General features: G+C 74.7%; 14 protein-coding genes. 6 read left to right on the top strand and 8 right to left on the bottom strand.

The annotated features are described in order from the left end of the window. Nucleotides 1-61: 61 nt before the first annotated feature. The 3 genes from IE321_RS28545 to IE321_RS28535 all read right to left on the bottom strand — a co-directional run bounded on the left by IE321_RS28545 (nucleotide 62) and on the right by IE321_RS28535 (nucleotide 1,926). Nucleotides 62-643, bottom strand: a complete 582-nt coding sequence (locus IE321_RS28545) for a Dps family protein (RefSeq protein WP_043220105.1) — start codon at nucleotides 641-643, stop codon at nucleotides 62-64. A 96-nt stretch (nucleotides 644-739) separates the two neighbouring features. Beyond that, entirely contained in the window at nucleotides 740-1,258 is a 519-nt protein-coding gene (locus IE321_RS28540; RefSeq protein ID WP_190225051.1) for a DoxX family protein, read from the bottom strand. 5 nt (nucleotides 1,259-1,263) lie between these two features. Beyond that, entirely contained in the window at nucleotides 1,264-1,926 is a 663-nt protein-coding gene (locus IE321_RS28535) for a hydrolase (protein WP_043220100.1), read from the bottom strand. 244 nt (nucleotides 1,927-2,170) lie between these two features. Here IE321_RS28535 and IE321_RS28530 point away from each other — a divergent pair, with 244 nt between their 5' ends. Both IE321_RS28530 and IE321_RS28525 read left to right on the top strand, forming a co-directional pair. Then, complete coding sequence (locus IE321_RS28530) at nucleotides 2,171-3,877, top strand: N-6 DNA methylase (RefSeq protein ID WP_190225050.1); 1,707 nt, start codon at nucleotides 2,171-2,173, stop codon at nucleotides 3,875-3,877. Between the two features lie 91 nt (nucleotides 3,878-3,968). After that, nucleotides 3,969-4,220, top strand: coding sequence for a hypothetical protein (locus IE321_RS28525; RefSeq protein ID WP_190225049.1), 252 nt, complete (start codon nucleotides 3,969-3,971; stop codon nucleotides 4,218-4,220). Nucleotides 4,221-4,316: 96 nt separating this feature from the next. Here the strand turns inward: IE321_RS28525 and IE321_RS28520 are convergent, their stop codons facing one another. The 3 genes from IE321_RS28520 to IE321_RS28510 all read right to left on the bottom strand — a co-directional run bounded on the left by IE321_RS28520 (nucleotide 4,317) and on the right by IE321_RS28510 (nucleotide 8,271). Further along, the gene (locus tag IE321_RS28520; RefSeq protein WP_190225048.1) at nucleotides 4,317-6,479 is read right to left on the bottom strand and encodes a UvrD-helicase domain-containing protein; all 2,163 of its coding nucleotides are present in this window, start codon (nucleotides 6,477-6,479) and stop codon (nucleotides 4,317-4,319) included. 40 nt (nucleotides 6,480-6,519) lie between these two features. Continuing rightward, complete coding sequence (locus IE321_RS28515) at nucleotides 6,520-7,674, bottom strand: helix-turn-helix domain-containing protein (RefSeq protein ID WP_190225047.1); 1,155 nt, start codon at nucleotides 7,672-7,674, stop codon at nucleotides 6,520-6,522. A 153-nt stretch (nucleotides 7,675-7,827) separates the two neighbouring features. Beyond that, on the bottom strand, nucleotides 7,828-8,271 hold the full coding sequence (locus IE321_RS28510) for an ATP-binding protein (protein ID WP_190225046.1): 444 nt from the start codon (nucleotides 8,269-8,271) through the stop codon (nucleotides 7,828-7,830). A gap of 160 nt (nucleotides 8,272-8,431) precedes the next feature. Between IE321_RS28510 and IE321_RS28505 the strand changes: the two genes are divergently transcribed. The 3 genes from IE321_RS28505 to IE321_RS28495 are packed head-to-tail and all read left to right on the top strand — an operon-like array spanning nucleotide 8,432 to nucleotide 9,681. Beyond that, nucleotides 8,432-9,298 (top strand): helix-turn-helix domain-containing protein, encoded by an 867-nt coding sequence (locus IE321_RS28505; RefSeq protein WP_190225045.1) that lies wholly within the window; start codon nucleotides 8,432-8,434, stop codon nucleotides 9,296-9,298. Next, complete coding sequence (locus IE321_RS28500; RefSeq protein WP_190225044.1) at nucleotides 9,295-9,483, top strand: DUF397 domain-containing protein; 189 nt, start codon at nucleotides 9,295-9,297, stop codon at nucleotides 9,481-9,483. Before IE321_RS28505 ends, IE321_RS28500 begins: the two co-directional genes overlap by 4 nt. Nucleotides 9,484-9,492: 9 nt before the next feature. Further along, nucleotides 9,493-9,681 carry a DUF397 domain-containing protein gene (locus IE321_RS28495; protein ID WP_190225043.1) on the top strand — a complete coding sequence of 63 codons (189 nt, stop codon included), beginning with the start codon at nucleotides 9,493-9,495 and terminating at the stop codon, nucleotides 9,679-9,681. A 23-nt stretch (nucleotides 9,682-9,704) separates the two neighbouring features. On the opposite strand, the gene IE321_RS28490 is transcribed toward IE321_RS28495, so the two are convergent. Next, nucleotides 9,705-11,090 (bottom strand): hypothetical protein, encoded by a 1,386-nt coding sequence (locus IE321_RS28490; protein ID WP_190225042.1) that lies wholly within the window; start codon nucleotides 11,088-11,090, stop codon nucleotides 9,705-9,707. Between the two features lie 122 nt (nucleotides 11,091-11,212). Then, on the bottom strand, nucleotides 11,213-11,974 hold the full coding sequence (locus IE321_RS28485; protein ID WP_190225041.1) for a DUF4352 domain-containing protein: 762 nt from the start codon (nucleotides 11,972-11,974) through the stop codon (nucleotides 11,213-11,215). A gap of 199 nt (nucleotides 11,975-12,173) precedes the next feature. Between IE321_RS28485 and IE321_RS28480 the strand changes: the two genes are divergently transcribed. Beyond that, complete coding sequence (locus tag IE321_RS28480; protein ID WP_190225040.1) at nucleotides 12,174-15,626, top strand: sigma-70 family RNA polymerase sigma factor; 3,453 nt, start codon at nucleotides 12,174-12,176, stop codon at nucleotides 15,624-15,626. Nucleotides 15,627-15,630 lie beyond the last annotated feature (4 nt).

The following is a 15,630-nucleotide window of genomic DNA, read 5'->3' as shown; positions in this document are numbered from 1 at the left end:
CGGCCGGCCTCGACCTCGCCGCCCGCGCCGGCGCCCACGACGACGACGTCGTACGTGTCCATCAGCCGTGCACCAGAGGGGTGTCCACGAGGTGTTCGGCCAGGAACCAGACCTGCGCCTCGCCGGTGCGGACGACGTCCGAGACGATGAGGTCGGCGCTGCCCTCGTCGCCCTCGCCGGAGAGCCGGGCGGCGGCGTCCCGCGCGTCGATCAGGATCCGCTCGTGCGCGTCGAGGAGCCGCGACAGCATGACGGGCACGGGCTCGACGCCGTCCGGCGGCCGGGGGATGCCCGTCAGCTCCGCGACGTGGCGCGGGTCTCCGACGGCGACGCCGCCGAGGCTCTGGACCCGCTCCGCCAGCGCGTCCACGAGGGCCAGCTGGGCCTCGGCGTGCTTGTCCAGCATCAGGTGGAGCGAGTAGAAGGTCGCCCCGCGCATGAGCCAGTGGTGCTTCTTGTAGAGCGAGTGGAGGATCTGCGTGTCGGCGAGGAGCCGGTTCAGCCGCTGGCAGGCGTACATGCGGGTGTCGTGGCCGAGGCCGATCGGCAGCTGCTTGAGCGTGCCGAACGCCTGCGTCTCGGCGCCCTTCTGGTGCAGCAGCGGCTGGCCGCCGCCGCGCCGGGGTGTGGTGGTGGTGTCCATCGGGTGCTCCTGTCGGGAGATGGGGGTGGAGGGCCCGGCCGCCCGGTCGGGGGAACACGGGCGGCCGGACCCGGTCCGCGTGGCGCGCGCCCGGGCTCAGCGCCCGGCGCCGGCCGGGGCGGAGGAGGCGGCGTGGGTCCGGTGCAGGACGAGCCGGGCGAGGAGTCCGCTGCCCGAACCGGCCACGAGCGCGGGGACGGCCCACCACGACGGGTACGGCGCGAGACCGAGGACGGCGTCGAGGGACCAGGCACCGGGGCCGGTGGCGGCGAGGGCCGCGGCGGTGCCGATGAGGACCAGCGGGTACTCGTACCCGTCGTTCTGCACCCACAGGCCGTGGGGCCACTTCACGGTGAGGGCGACCGTCATGACCCCGATGACGCCGGTCGCGGCGAGCGGGGTCACGAGACCGGCCGCGAGCAGCAGGCCCGAGCCGATCTGGCCTCCGCCCGCCGCCAGCGCGGTGAGGACACCGCCGCGGAAGCCGTCGGCGCGGAACTCCTCGGTGCCGCCTTCCAGTCCCCTGCCGCCCAGGTGTCGGCTGACCTTCTGCACACCGTGGCCGGCGACGAGCAGTCCCACCAGCAGACGCAGGATCAGAATGCCGGTGTCCACGGGGGTCAGCCGGCCGCGTGCGCGCCGATGACCGACTGCGCGTACACGACGCCCAGGCCGTACGCGCCCGCGTGGGCCTTGACGATCTCCATGACCGCGCCGTACGTCTCCTGGCGCGCCCAGTCGCGCTGCAGTTCGAGCAGCACCTGCACCCAGGTGACCGGCACCGCGCCGGCGGCGATCATCCGCTGCAGCGCGTGCTCGTGGGCGGCCGGGCTGACACCGCCGGACGCGTCGGTCACGACGTACACCTCGTAGCCCTGCTCCAGCGCCGACAGGGCCGGCAGCACCAGGCAGACCTCGGTCCACAGACCCGACAGGACGATCTTCTTGCGCCCGGTCGCCCTGACCGCCGCGACGAGCGCCTCGTCCTCCCAGGCGTTCATGGTGGTGCGGTCGATGATCTCGTTCTTGGGGAACACCTCGGCGAGCTGCGGCAGCAGGGGGCCGGAGAAGGACTCGGCGGCGACCGTGGTGAGGACGGCCGGAACGTCGAACGCCCGGGCCGCCTTGGCGAGACCGACGGTGCTGTTGATGATCGCGGCACGGTCGCCGCTGCCGGTGCCGAAGAACATCTGCGGCTGGTGGTCCACGAAGAGCATGACCGAGTTGTCGGGCGTGAGCAGGTCCTTGCTCGGGGCGGCCTGCACCTTGTCGATGTCGAACATGAGGGGTCCTTTCGAAGCGGTAAGGGGATGCCCACCGCCTCCGCGGCTCGGCACTCCTTGACGCTAAGAGCGGCCCGACCGGCCGTGTTGACCTCCTGCGCCCCGGGATTGGCACGACAGCGCACAACCGGACGGGACCGAGGCCCCCCGCGCCGCCGCTCCCCCGATCCCCTCCATCACTCGTTTACATCGCCAACACATGACCTCAGGGGTTCTGCTGACCCCTGCGTGTACCTTGGGGGCCATGAAGGACGAGCCCGGACGCCCGGAGGGCGCAGACGTCGTCGTGACGGCGGCCGAGATCGCGCGGCTCGCGGGGGTCACGCGCGCGGCCGTCTCCAACTGGCGCAGGCGGCATGAGGACTTCCCCGTCGCGGTGGCGGGCGGGGCGAGCAGTCCGCTCTTCTCGCTCGCCGAGGTACGGGGCTGGCTGGAGGACCGGCGGAAGGGCCGGGAGGCGTCCGCCGAGGTCAGGCTGTGGGAAAGGCTGCGGGCGGAGTTCGGCGACGACATGCTCGGCGGGCTGACGGCCGTGGCCGGGATCCTGGTGGACGGCGTCCCGGAGGCGGACGGGGACGACGGCGAGGGCGCCGGGAGCCTGCGGGCGCTCGTGGCCGAGCTCGGCGCCGAGGTCTCCCCCGGCACGCTGCTCGCCGAACTCACCGCGCGACTGGTCGAGTCACCGGGGCGCGCGGGATCCGACGGGGTCACGTCGGCGCGGCTCATCGAGGCGATCCGGTACGCCGCCGGGCCGTCGGAGGGAACCGTCCTCGATCCCGCCTGCGGAATCGGTTCTCTGCTCTTCGCCTTCGCGGACCGGTCCACCGGCCTCTTCGGGCAGGACGTGCTCCCCGCGCACGCGCGCTTCGCCGGACTGCGGGCCCGGGTCGCGGGGCTCACGGCCGTCACCTCCGTGACCGTGCGGGCGGGCGACTCGCTGCGCGAGGACGCGTACCGGGAGCTGAAGGCGGACCTCGTGGTCTGCGAGCCGCCGGTCGGCGTGGCCGACTGGGGGCGGGAGGAGCTTCTCCTGGACGCCCGCTGGGAGTTCGGCGTGCCGTCGCGCGCCGAGAGCGAGCTGGCGTGGCTCCAGCACTGCTACGCGCACACCGCCCCCGGCGGACGGGTCGTCATGGTGATGCCGACCTCGGTCGCCTACCGCAAGGCGGGGCGCCGGATCCGGGCCGAGATCGTGCGCCGGGGGCTGCTCACCCAGGTGATCGCGCTCCCGGCCGGGATGGCGGCCTCGCACGCGCTCCCGGTCCATCTGTGGGTGCTCCGCCGGCCGGCGGACCCGACGGGGGGCGTGGACGCGGTGCGGATGACGGATCTCGGCGGACTGGACGCGGACGCGCCGTTCGACGGCGCGGCGGGCCGGAGCGCCGAGGTGCCCCGGATCGAGCTGCTCGACGACACGGTCGACCTGACGCCCGCCGCGCACGTCGCGGCGCGGCTGACCGACTACGCGGGCGAGTACGCGGCCCTGCGGGCGGCGATCGCCCGGCAGCTGACCCTGCTCGACGGCCTGTTGCCCCCCATGGAGGCGGGTGCGGGCGGAGGGCTGTCGGAGGGGGCGTCCGTGAGCCTCTCGGAGCTCGCGCGGGCCGGTCTGATCGAACTGTCCGAGGACGCGGTGCTGTCGACGAGCGGGCAGCTCGACAGCGACTACCTCAACGGGTTCCTCCGCAGCGCGGCGAACAACCGCCGCTCGACCAGCGCGAGCGGAACGTTCCGCCTGGACGCGCGCGGGGCGCGGGTCCCGCAGATGCGGATCGCCGAGCAGCGCCGCTACGGCGCCGCGTTCCGCACGCTCGCCGCCTTCGAGGAGAGCGTCCGCGAGCTGACGGAGCTGGGCGGCCGGGCCGCCGCCCTGGCCCGTGACGGGCTCACCGGCGGAGCGCTGCTGCCGCCGCCGGAATCCGATGGCGGCGGGCCCGCCGACCACCGCTGACGGAGCCGGGTGTTCCGGCGCCGCGCCGGGGGAACGACGCCGGAGACGAAGGCGACGGGGGTGCGGCATGAGCCGGGAAGATCGTTGGGTCGTGATCAGCAGCGCCGTGTGCGTGGCGGGGTGGGCGGCGCTCGTCTGGATCCTGGTGGACGAGGACCTCCAGGGCGTCCAGGAGGCCATCGGCTGGTGGGTGATCGCCCTCGTCTTCCTGCCCGGCCTGGTCTCGGGCCTGGCCATCGCCGTCTTCGCGGGACCCGGGGACGGCACGCCCGTCTCCTGGGCCGACGAGGAGCCTCCCAAGCTCAACGCCAGGGGCCTGGAGAACTGCGGGTGCGGGGGCTGAGCCGCCGCGTGACGTCGGCCGGGCCGAGGCCGGCGCGCGGAGTGGTCGGGCGTCCGGAGGGACGTCCAGGGCCGCGCGGGGGCCGGTCCCGCGGGTTCAGGGGAGCGGCAGGAAGGGGCTCGGCCTGCCGCTCCAGGTGACGTGGAGGGACTCGCGGGCCCGTGTGCAGGCGACGAAGAGGACGCAGCGTTCGCGGAGGGTGTCCGCCTCGTGCTGGAGGCGGTCGACGTCCTCGGGGGTGATCTCGCGCGCGAAGGGGACCGCGGTCTCGGTGACGCCGACGACGGCCACGCAGCGGAACTCCAGTCCCTTCATGGCGTGCATCGTCGCCAGGCGCACGCCTTCGGTGGCGGCGGTGGGGTCGTCCTTCACCCTGACGACGGGGACGCCCGCGGCTTCGAGGTGCCGGCCGACCTTGTCGAGGAGGAGGTTGAAGCGGGCGCAGACGGCGATCTCGGCGGGGCGCACGCCCTGCTCCAGCCAGCTCCGGACGCGGTCCACGAGGGCGGTGACCTCGGCGTGTTCGGAGGGGTGGCCGTCGACGTACGGACGCCTGCCGTGCAGCAGGGAGCGGTAGCCGACGAGGCCGTTCCCGGCGGCCCCGCCCGGGCCGTCGCCGTCTCCGCCGAGTTCGCCGATCGTCTCGCCGGCGAGGATGCCGGTGGCCCAGGTCAGGATCTCTTCCGTGCTGCGGTAGTTGATCCGCAGCCGGCTGGAGCGGCCGGTGACCCGGATGCCGAGGGAGGCGAGGGACACGTGGGCGTCGTAGATCCGCTGGTGCGGGTCGCCGGTGACGAAGAGGTCGTCGGGGCCGGGGGCGACGGCGGCGCGCAGCAGCCGCCACTGCGCGGGGTGGAGGTCCTGGGCCTCGTCGACGACGACGTGGGCGTAGCCGTGCGCGGCGGGGTCCGCCCCGGCCATTCTGCGGGCGGCGTCGTCGCAGATCCGCAGGTGCGTGGAGTGGCCCTTCGCGGCGAGCTCCGCCTCGAAGGCGTCGATCGCCCGCCACAGCCGGGCGCGCTTGAGGGGGCCGAGCGCGGTGCCGCGGCCCCTGCGGGTGGCGTTCAGGTAGTCGTCGACGGTGCGCAGTCCCTGGGCGAGGACGACGTGCCGGTACTCCTGTGCCAGGAACCGCTCGGTCCAGTCGAGGCCGAGGCGCCGCCCGACCTGCTGCCAGACCCGCCGCTCCTCCTGGTCGGTGAGCGGGGTCGGGACCCGGCCGCCGCCGAGCTCGCGCACGAGCCGGTGGGCGTAGGAGTCGACGGTGGTCACGTCGACGCGGGCGAGGAGGTCCGGGTCGTCGAGGAGGAGGGCCAGGTTCTCCCGCAGCGAGGCCGCGAGCGCGTGGGTGTAGGTGGTGAGGAGGATCCGGCTGTCGGGCGAGCGGGACAGCAGGTGCCTGACCCGGTGCAGGGCGACGACGGTCTTGCCGGTGCCGGGGCCGCCGGAGACCTGCGCGGGGCCGTTGTACGAGTCCCGGTAGGCGAGGCGCCGCTGGGAGGGGTGCAGGAAGACGCGCCAGGCCGCGAAGGGCTTCGCGAGGATGTCGGCGAGTTCGTCGGGTTCCGTGACGAGCCGGATGCGGCCGGTCGTGTTGGCGATGGCGGTCGCCAGGTCCTCGGTGGGCTCGGGTTCGGCGTGCGCCGGCCTGCGCACGGCGACCACGTCCCGGTAGACCTCCTCCGGCGGGTGGCCGTCGGCGAGGAAGCTGAGGACCTCGAACTGGTCCTCGGGGAGCAGCGTCCCGAACGCGTCGAGCTGGGACCGCTCTGTGACCGTCCGCACGGCCCTGAGCACCTGCGCGTCGATGCCGAGGTGGCCGAGGACGGTGTCGGAGTGGCGGTCGAAGAGCCGCTCCGGGGCGCTGCGGGCGGCCTCCTCCAGGGCGGGCGTCAGCTGCTCGATGGCGACGACGTTGCGGACTTCCAGGGCGCGGGTGGCGGTGTTGACCGTGTAGAGCCGCTTGGCGGCCCAGGTGTAGGCGTCGTCGTGGGGCACGACGTTCAGCAGGAGGAACGTGTCGCTGCCGTCGTCGGGCGCCAGGACGACCCCGCGCCAGAAGTCGTTGATGCGGATCGTCCGCATCCGGGCGTCCTTGGCCTTGTCGACGGATTCGAGGTGGAGCCCCTTGTCCGCGTGGAGTTCGGCCACGGTCAGCAGCTGGAACTTCGCCATCGCCTTGCGGACACCCGCCTTGACCTGCTTCTCCAGGGCGTCGTAGCTCTCCCAGAAGGAGTGGGCGAGGGCGAGCTGGGGCACGGCGGGGGCTCCTGACGGGCCGGGGGACACGGCGTGTCGATCATACGAGGACGCCGGCGGCCGGCCGTGGGGCGAGGGGCCCTCCGGGCCGGTGCTCCGCCGCCCGGCGCCCCCGGTCCCCGGGGAGGGAGCCCCGCGCGGCGCGGAAGGCGGCGAAGCCCTCGGGGGCCAGGGGACCGGAAGGCGGCTCGGGGCGGGGCGCGGGGTCCGGCACGGACGGTTCGGCGCCGCCCGCGCAGGCGCCGCAGGACCCGGAGTCCCGCCCCTCGGGCAGCAGGCGGCCGCAGCCGTCCGCGCAGTCGGCGTAGGTCTTCCAGCGGCGCCTGCGGGCGGGCCGCTTGCGGTCGAGGCGGTCGGCGAGCACGGCCGGGGCGGAGTACAGCGTGCGGGGCAGGCCCTGGGTCAGGGCGTCGAGGATCTCGGTGACGGTGGCACCCCGGTCCAGCCAGTCGGCGACGGAGGGGACGAGCCGGGCCACCTGTCGTGCGGACAGCCGCAGGCGGGCGTCGACGGAGACGAGGCCGCGCAACACGCGGGCGGCTTCTGCCGCTTGGGGGAGATCGGGGGCGGTGACGGGGTCGGGGGTGGGGTCTGGCTCGGGGTCGGGGTCGGGGTCGGGGTTGGTGACGGGGTTGGTGACGGGGTTGGTGACGGTGACGGGGTCGGTCGGGGCGGGGTCGCCGTGGCCCTCCCCCGCCGCCCGGGGCGCGGGCGGCGCGGCTTCGGATTCGGGCTCGGGGGTGGGCTCGGACTCGGGCTCGGGCGCGACGGGAGGGAAGGGAGGGTGTTCGTCCCCCTTCTTTTCCCGGTACTTTCCCCCGTCCTTTTCCCCGGAGGGGAACGTGCCCGCGTTCCCGGTGTCCACGGGGCCGGTGACCGGACGGGTGGGAACCGGAGCACCGGGCAGCTCGTACACGTCGACGGTGGAGGCGATCCGGTGGGTCCGCTCGTCGCGGACGGTCAGCGTCACCCAGTAGCCGAGCAGGCGCAGTTCCGAGACGGCCCGCTCGACCGCGCGCCGGCCCTGCGGGTAGTCGTCGGCGAGGGTCCGGACGTTCATCCTCACCCCGTCGGGGAGCGAGAGGAGCAGGGCGAGGATGCCCCGGGCCGTGTGCGACAGGCGCCGGTCCTGGATCGCCTTGTTGGCGATGATGACGAACTCGCGGTCGTGCTTCGGGATACGATGGATCCGCATGGGGAGTTGTGGCTCCTTGTGTCATGCCCCCGGACGTTGGCGCGTCGCGGGGGTTTTACGTGGGCTGACAACAGCTGACCGATGCCCACACGTCGGTAACGGCCAGTGAGTCCAGTCTGACACGCCGTAATCGACTCATCGGGCGCATTCACGTCACTCGTTCGGGGGCATTCCGCCGGGGTCGAGCACCGCCCACACGGTCTTGCCGCCGGGCGGGGCCGGACTGACGCCCCAGCTGTCCGCGAGCGCGGCCACCAGCAGCAGCCCCCTCCCTCCTTCACCGCCGCCCGTCGGCACGACGACCGGCAGCCGCTCGCCGCGCGCGTCGGTGACCTCGATCCGGAGCACACCGGTCCCCGTCTCCATCCGCAGCCCGAGCCGGAAGTCCCGGCCCGGCACCCGGCCGTGCAGGACGGCGTTCGTGGCGAGTTCGGCGACGACCTGCTGGGCACGCTCCGTGACGTCCTGCGGGGCGCCCCAGAAGTACAGCTCCGTCATCGTGAGCAGCCGGGCCAGCCGGGCACCGCGCCGGGTCGACGAGATCAGCTGACTGAACGTGTGTACGGCGGAGCCCAGTTGAGGTGTCGTCTGTTCCATGGGACCACGGTGACGGCCGGCCGGCGCCCCGCGCGAGAGCCGCACCCCGTACGCGCTGTCAGCGTACGGGCGCCCAGGGTGGACAGTACGGACCCCGCACCGTCACGCTCGGTAGGCCGACCGCGGGAGCTGCCGCGGGTGTACGTGGAGGTGGCGGCGTATGAGCATCGTCGAGGCCGAGGGCGACGACGCGGAGCGGACCGACGACGGGGAGCGGGAGCCCGATCCGTCCGACAGTCTGCGGACGTTCGGCGCCGTCGTCCAGGCCCTGCGCGAGCACGCGGGCCTCAGCCGGGCCGAGTTCGCGGAGCTGGTCCGGTTCTCCAAGCACACCGTGGAATCCGTCGAGCAGGGCCGCCGGATGCCGGACGAAGCCTTCGTCGACCGGGGCGACGCGGCCCTCGGGAACACGGGGGCGCTCCGCCGCTCCGCCCCCTTCCTGTCCCGCGCCGAGGCGGGCCTCGCGGTCTGGTTCCGCCGCTGGGCGCGGCTGGAGAAGGTGGCGGTCAGCCTGTGCACCTACGAGTGTCGGCTCGTGCCGGGGCTGTTGCAGTCGGAGGCGTACGCGAGGGCGGTGTTCGAGGGCACGATCCCGCTCCTGACCGACCGGAAGCTGGACACCCAGCTCACCGCCCGGCAGAAGCGACAGAGGATGCTGCTGGAGCGGCCGACGGTGCCGTTCAGCTTCATCGTGGAGGAGCACGTCTTCCGACGCCGGTTCGGCAGTGCGGAGGAGATGCGGGAACTGCTGGACCACGTCCTGGAGGCGAGCGCCCCTCGCAACGTGACGCTGCAAGTCGTACCGCTGGAAGCGGGGTTGCACGCTTGCCTGGATGGGGCGATCCAACTGCTGGAGACACCGGACGGGCGACGGCTCGGATACTCCGAAGGCCAGCAGAACGGGCGGCTGATCAACGACCACAAAGAGGTGAGACTGCTCCACCAGCGCTATGACACACTGCGCTCGCAGGCCCTCAACCCCAAGGAATCTCGGGGCCTGCTGGAGCGACTGCGAGGAGAGCTATGACCGCCACGAAGGAACTCGTCTGGTTCAAGTCCAGCTACAGCGGCAGCCAGGGCGACAGCTGCGTCGAGGTCGCCGTCGCCGGACAGGCCGTGCACGTCCGGGACTCCAAGGACGTCACCCTCCCCGCCCTCGCCGTCGGACGCCAGGGCTGGGGAAGGTTCGTGTCCTTCGCCTCGGAGAAGTAAGGGAGAAGCATGACCGCCACGAAGGAACTCGCCTGGTTCAAGTCCAGCTACAGCGGCACCCAGGGCGATAGCTGCGTCGAGGTCGCCGTCGCCGGTCCCGCCGTCCACGTCCGGGACTCCAAGGACGTCACCCTCCCCGCCCTCGCCGTCGGGCGCGAGGGCTGGGGGCGGTTCGTGTCCTTCGCCTCCGGGGCGTAGCGGGATCCGTCCGCCGCGCGCGGTCAGTCGGAGGCCCCGCCCGGCTTCCCGCTGCCCGCGCGGCAGGCGGCGCCTCCGACCAGGAGGACGACGGACCCGACGGCCAGGGCCCACGGGGCGCCTCCGGCCGCGTACTCCGGGTCGGCGAACATGCTCGCGGAGGACAGCCCCAGGAAGACGGCGGTCGCCAGCAGGCCCGTGCCGCTCGGCAGGGGGCTCGCCGTGCGCCACCGCCGCCGGGGGATCCACAGGCGCAGCAGCTCGGCGAGGACGGCCAGGGCCGCGAGTCGGCCCGTGATCCTGAGCCACAGCGGGGCGGCGGCGTCGTCGCCCGGGCCGAGGACGGCCGTCAGTCCGAAGAAGCAGATGGGGACGAGCCAGCCGAGGCTCGGCCGGACACCGGGCGTGGTGTCTCGCTTCGTGAGGTCGACGGCCGGGCGCGGCGCGGGCTCCGGGGTCCTGGGCGCGGGGATCACGGCCACGGCGGGCAGCGGCCGGAGGGCGCGGGAGCGGGCGTGGCGGTCGCGGAGGCCGAGGTCGCCGAAGAGGTCGACGTGGGCGCCCAGTTCGGCCTGGAGGGCGAGCAGGTCCTCGGCCATGCGGTCGAACTCGGCCCGGCGCCGGGCGGCTTCGTCGGCCGCCTCCCGCTCGGTGGCGGCGAGCCGTTCCACCTCCTCCTCGTACCGCTGCCGCGCTTCCGCCCGGGCGGTCTCGGCGGTCCGGGGGACCTCCTCCAACTCGGCCTGGAGGCGCACCCGCTCCTCCTCGATGATCTCGGCGATGCGGTGCCGCTGGTCCGCGGGCAGCTCCTGCGGGGCGCGGGCCTCCGCGCGGGCGCGGGCCTGGCGCTGCCACTCCGCGAGCGGACGGCCCCGGTGCTCTCCGATGCCGTTGACGTGCACCTTGCGGCCCCGGGTGCGGTGGATGTAGAGGATTTCGCCGCCCTTGCCGTTGGGGGCCTTGCCCCAGGACACGCGCTGGAAGTCGGCGGCGGTCCTGACGCCCTGCGCGGCGAGGTCGCGGACGAGGCCGTTCCCGATGCCGTTGACCTGGCTCGCGGTGAGGCGGGTGCCCTGGAGCGCCCGCTCGACCGACTCGCGCCGCAGCACGGCCAGCGCCTTGCGCTCCCGGCTCTCGCGCTTGCCGTCCAGGCCGTCGAGGCTGCGCGTGAGCGACCGTTCGTGCCGGACCTGCTTCTCGTGGATCCGCTGGAGCTCCTTGCCGTGGCGCGCCTCGGCCCGGTCGCGCGCCCGGGCCTCGCGGTCGAGCCGCCGCCGGTCCGCGACCTCGAACGGCCCCCGCTCCGCGAGCAGCCGCCGGCGGGCCCGGACGGACTCGACGAGCCGCCTGCGCTCGGCGCGCGTCTCGGCGGGGGAGGTCTCCCGGGGGAGGGTGGTGCGGTCGGTCACGGTGGCTCATCCAGCGATCGGTGCGGTGCGGCGCGCGGGTGCGGCCTGGGGATCGTACAAGCGTGCGCGGGCGGGCCGGGCGCGGCCCCGCGGAGGCGGGACCGCGCCCCGGGCGCGTGGTGTCAGCTCGACGTGGTGCCGGTGCCGAGGCGGACGACGGCCGTGTCGCCCTCGGTCATGCCCCGGGAACCGGAGAACGTCCACTCGGCCGGGGTGGCGTCGGCCGGGAACTTGTAGACGAAGACGGCCTCGCGCTTGAAGCCGGGCTGGAGTTCGGCTCCGCAGGCGTCGGCCGCGCGGTTGGCCTTGACCATGAACACCTCGTCGATGACGTCGAAACGGCGCCCCTCGGCGTCGACGAGACCCTGCGAGATGCCGCCGCCGCAGACGGGGTCGAAGGAGTCGGTGCCGTCGTTGTGCACGGTCGTCTCCACGATCGCGAACTTCGCTCCCGCGCCGGCCTTGAGGACGTCCTCCGAGTCGTAGTCGTCCAGGGTGACCGTCGCGGCCTCGGTGACCTTCCTGACGACGACCGTCGCCCCGCCGCTCGTCGCCTTCTCCCCCATGACGAAGCCCTTCGCGCCGGACGTCGGGCTCGGGACCCGCTCCGGCTCCGTCGGCGGGTCGGCCGGGTGGGTGCGGGTGTCCTGCCATATCGACGGGCTTGCCGTCGGAGCGGCGGCGCCCTCGACGACGGCGTCGTCCCCTCCCCCGACGACGGCGGCCGTGATCCCCGAGGACACCCCGGCGACGAGCACCGTCCACAGGGCCACGAAGACGAGGGCGCGGCGGGACGGTCGGGATCCGGGGGCCGGAGGCGGAGAGGCGACCGGGACGGGAGCGGTGGGGAGCGTGGGGGCGTCGGTGGGCTTGGGCGGGATCATGAGAGAAGAATCCTGCGGGGCGGGCCCCCGCGGAAGGGGGCGGCGGGGTCTTTCCGGGCGCGGGCAGCGTACACGCTCCCGAGGCCACGCGCCTGAAAATGCGTCTGTTTACATCGCCAACACGGCAGTTCTATACTGACGCCGCATCAATGGCGTGCGCTCGTACCGCCCCGCCGCCTTCACGTCGGGTGAAAGTTGGGTGACCTTGGACCTCAGGGCCGCACTCGCAGGACTCCACCGCAACCTCCAGCGGGTCGCGGTCGACGGCGTCGTCCCGGCGGGTGCCTTCGAGGCCGAGGTGGCGTATCTGGGGCTCGACGCGGCCGCACGGTCGCGACTGGCGGCGGAGCTGGAGCGCATGGGGCTGCGCACGGAAGCCCCGCCCCGTCCGGTGCGGACCGCCGCGCCTTCCGCGCCGGCCCCCGCTTCCGCGTCGCCTTCCGCTTCCGCGCCTTCCGCCTCGTCCCCCTCCGCCCCCTCCGCCTCCACCGCCTCCACCGCCTCCACCGCCTCCACCGGGATCCTTCTCGACCTGGTCGCCCGGTACGCCGTGGCGGACGTCGTCACCGAGCACGTCGTCGCGGGCGTGGCACGGCTGGCGGGGCTCGGGACCGCCGACACCGCCGCGCTCAGGGCCGGGGCGGCGGCGCGCTTCACGCTCGTCGCGTCGCACGCGGCCGCCGACACGACCCCGGCATCCGGCGACCCGGCCCAGGCTGCCGGTGGCAGGGCCCCGTCCTCCGGCGACGCCGCCACGGCCGAGCCCGGACCCCCGGCGCCCGCGTCCGACGGGCTGGCGATCACGGCCGACGGGCCGGCGCCCGCGTCCGACGGGCCGGCGCCCGCGTCCGACGGCTTCGACGCGGCCGTCGCCGCCGCGCTGCTCGTCCTCGACGAGGACCGCTTCACCCGGCGGCCCGCGAAGGCCGTCCTCGCCGCCGACGCGGAGGTGGGGCTGAGCGTCCTGCTCCGGGGCGGCGTCGACCGCGTCGGCGTCGAGCCGACCGCCGAGGAACTGGCGGCGCTCCCTCCCGACGACGTCCGCCGCAGGGCGCGCGACTGCCTCATCGCCCACAACCAGGGGCTCGTCCACTCCCTCGCCCGCAAGCACCTCGAACAGGGACTGGAGTACGAGGACCTCTTCCAGCACGGAGTCATCGGGCTCCTGAACGCCGTCCGCAAGTACGACGCCCTCCAGGGCAACAAGCTCTCCACCTACGCCACGTGGTGGATCCGGCAGGCGATGAGCCGGGCCGTGGCCGACGAGGGCAGCGCCATCCGGGTGCCGGTCCACATGCACGAGGCGATGCAGAAGGTCGCCCGCGCGGAACGGCAGCTGATCTCCTCCGGGCGCCACCCGAGCCTCGCGGACGTCGCCGTCGCGTGCGACCTGCCGCTGGAGAAGGTCCGGCAGGTCCGGCGCGTCAGCAAGGTGACCGACTCGCTCGACCGCGTCATCGGCGACGGCACGAGCCTCGGGGAACTCGTCGAGGGACGCACCGCGATCCCGTCCGTGGAGGGGACGGTCCTCCAGCACCTCGCCGACGAGGACGTCCACCGGCTCGTGGCGCTCCTGCCCGAGCGGTACGCGTTCATCGTCGACCGGCGGGTCGGGCTCAGCGGGCAGGACCCCGCCACGCTCGACGTCATCGGGGCGGAGCTCAAGGTGACGCGCGAGCGGGTGCGGCAGCTGGAGTCGCACGCCCTGCCCGTCCTGCGGCTCGCCCTCGAAGCCCCCGGCGAGGAGCCGTACACCGCCCTGCGGGCCATGCTGACGGACCCCCGCGTCGGATCGAACCCGGTGGGCGCGATCAGCCGGGACCTCAAGGGCGCCAAGTGGGGTGCCGGGGTCGTCGCCCTGCGCGCCTTCCGGGCCCGGACCGGGCACGCGTACCCCGCCCCCGACCACCACGAGGACGGCTTCCCGCTGGGCGTGTGGATGACGGAGCAGCGGGCGCTCGCGGGCGCGGACGGAACCGGGCTCGCCCACCACCGCAAGCTCGTCCTCGGCCTCGCGGGCGTCCGCTGGCACCCCGTCGCCGAGGCCGAGCCGGAGGCCCCCCGCCGCCCGCGCCCGATACCCGGCCTGGTGCGGCCCCGCCCGGCCGTACCCGCCCAGCGGGCCGCCACCCCCGAGCCCGCCCCCGTCCCGACCGCTGCCGCACCCCGACCGCCTGTACCGCCCGCACCGGCGGCCGAGCCGGAGACCTTGGAGCCGGTGGCCGAGCCGGAGACGGTTGCGCAGGCCGTCGAGCCGGAGACGGTCACGCCGGTAGAGCCGGTAGAGCCGATCGCGCTGTTGGAGACGATCGCGCCGGTGGAGACGGCCGACGGGGTCGCCGAGGAGCCGGAGGCGCCTGCGGACGGGGAGGAGCCCGTCGCGGCCGAGGAGCCCGGGGCGACGGAGGAGCCGGAGGCGTCCCGGCTCGCGGAGGAGACAGGGGCGCTCGTCGCGGGGCGCCCTACGGAGGAGCGACTGCGGGAGGCCGAGGAGGCGCTGCGCGCGCTGGAGTCCGAGGTCGTCCATCGCGTCGCCGTCGCGCGGGCGGACGAGCGGAACAAGGCCCGGGCCGCGATCGAGGCGGAAGTCTCCCGCCGCACAGCCGAAACCCTCGAAGCGGCCGACCGCCTGCTCGAAGAGGCCCAGGAGGAGGCCGAGGAGCGGCTCCGGACGGCGCTCGAATCCGCCGGGGCACGTGCCCGGGAGGAGGCCGACGCACGACTGCGCGCGGCTCTTCGGGAGGCCGAGACCCGGCTCCACGCACCGCTCGAAGCGGCCGAGGCGCGCGCCCGGGAGGCCCAGGAGGAGATCGTCCGGCTGCACGAGGCCGTCAGCCGGACCGCCAAGCGGTACGAGGACCGCCTGCGGGAGAGCGGGGCGCCGGCACGCACCGCCGAGCTGGAGGAGGAGCTGCGCCGGGCCCGCGCCGAGGTGCAGCGGCTCACCGCCGACGGCCGGCGCGAGAGCGGCGGGGCGGAGGCGCGCATCGCCGAACTCGGGGAAGCGCTGCACCGGGCACAGGCCGAGATCCAGCGGCTCACCGCCGACGGCCCGCAGGACGGCGGCGCCGCCGAACGACGCATCGCCGAACTCGAAGGAGCACTCCACCGGGCCCGCGCCGAGGTGCAGCGGCTCACCGCCGACGCGCAGCGCGAGAGCGGCGCGGCCGAGAGGCGCATCGCCGAACTCGATGGAGCCCTGCGCCTGGCGCGGGCCGACGCCGAGCGGGAGAGCCGTGCCGCGGAGCTGCGTACCGCCGAGCTCGGCGAGGCGCTGCATCGGGCGCGGGCCGAGATCGAGCGGCTCACCACCGAGGATCCGGTGGACGGCGGCGCTGCCGGGCAACGTATCGCCGAGCTCGAAGGGGCCCTCGACCTGGCGCGGGCCGACGCCGAGCGGGAGAGCCGGGTCGCGGCGCGGCGCGTCGCCGAGTTGGAGGGCGGGCTGCACCGGGCGCGGGCCGAGGCGCGGGCGGCGGAGGACGCCGCCGCGGAGCGGATGCGGGCCGTGGAGATGTGGGCGGATCGGGTCGTCGCGGAGGCGCGGGCCCGGGTGACCGAGGTGGAGGCACGGCTCGACGCCGCCCTGGCCCCGCCGGCTCCGCCCGCGCCTCCCGCGGGGCCCGATCCCCGTAAGTGGTGGCAGCGATGACGAG

The organism is Streptomyces hydrogenans, assembly GCF_014656075.1.
GTDB lineage: Bacteria > Actinomycetota > Actinomycetes > Streptomycetales > Streptomycetaceae > Streptomyces > Streptomyces hydrogenans.
Note: the sequence above shows the minus strand (reverse complement) of the source record. Positions and strands in the feature narration are given on the sequence as shown.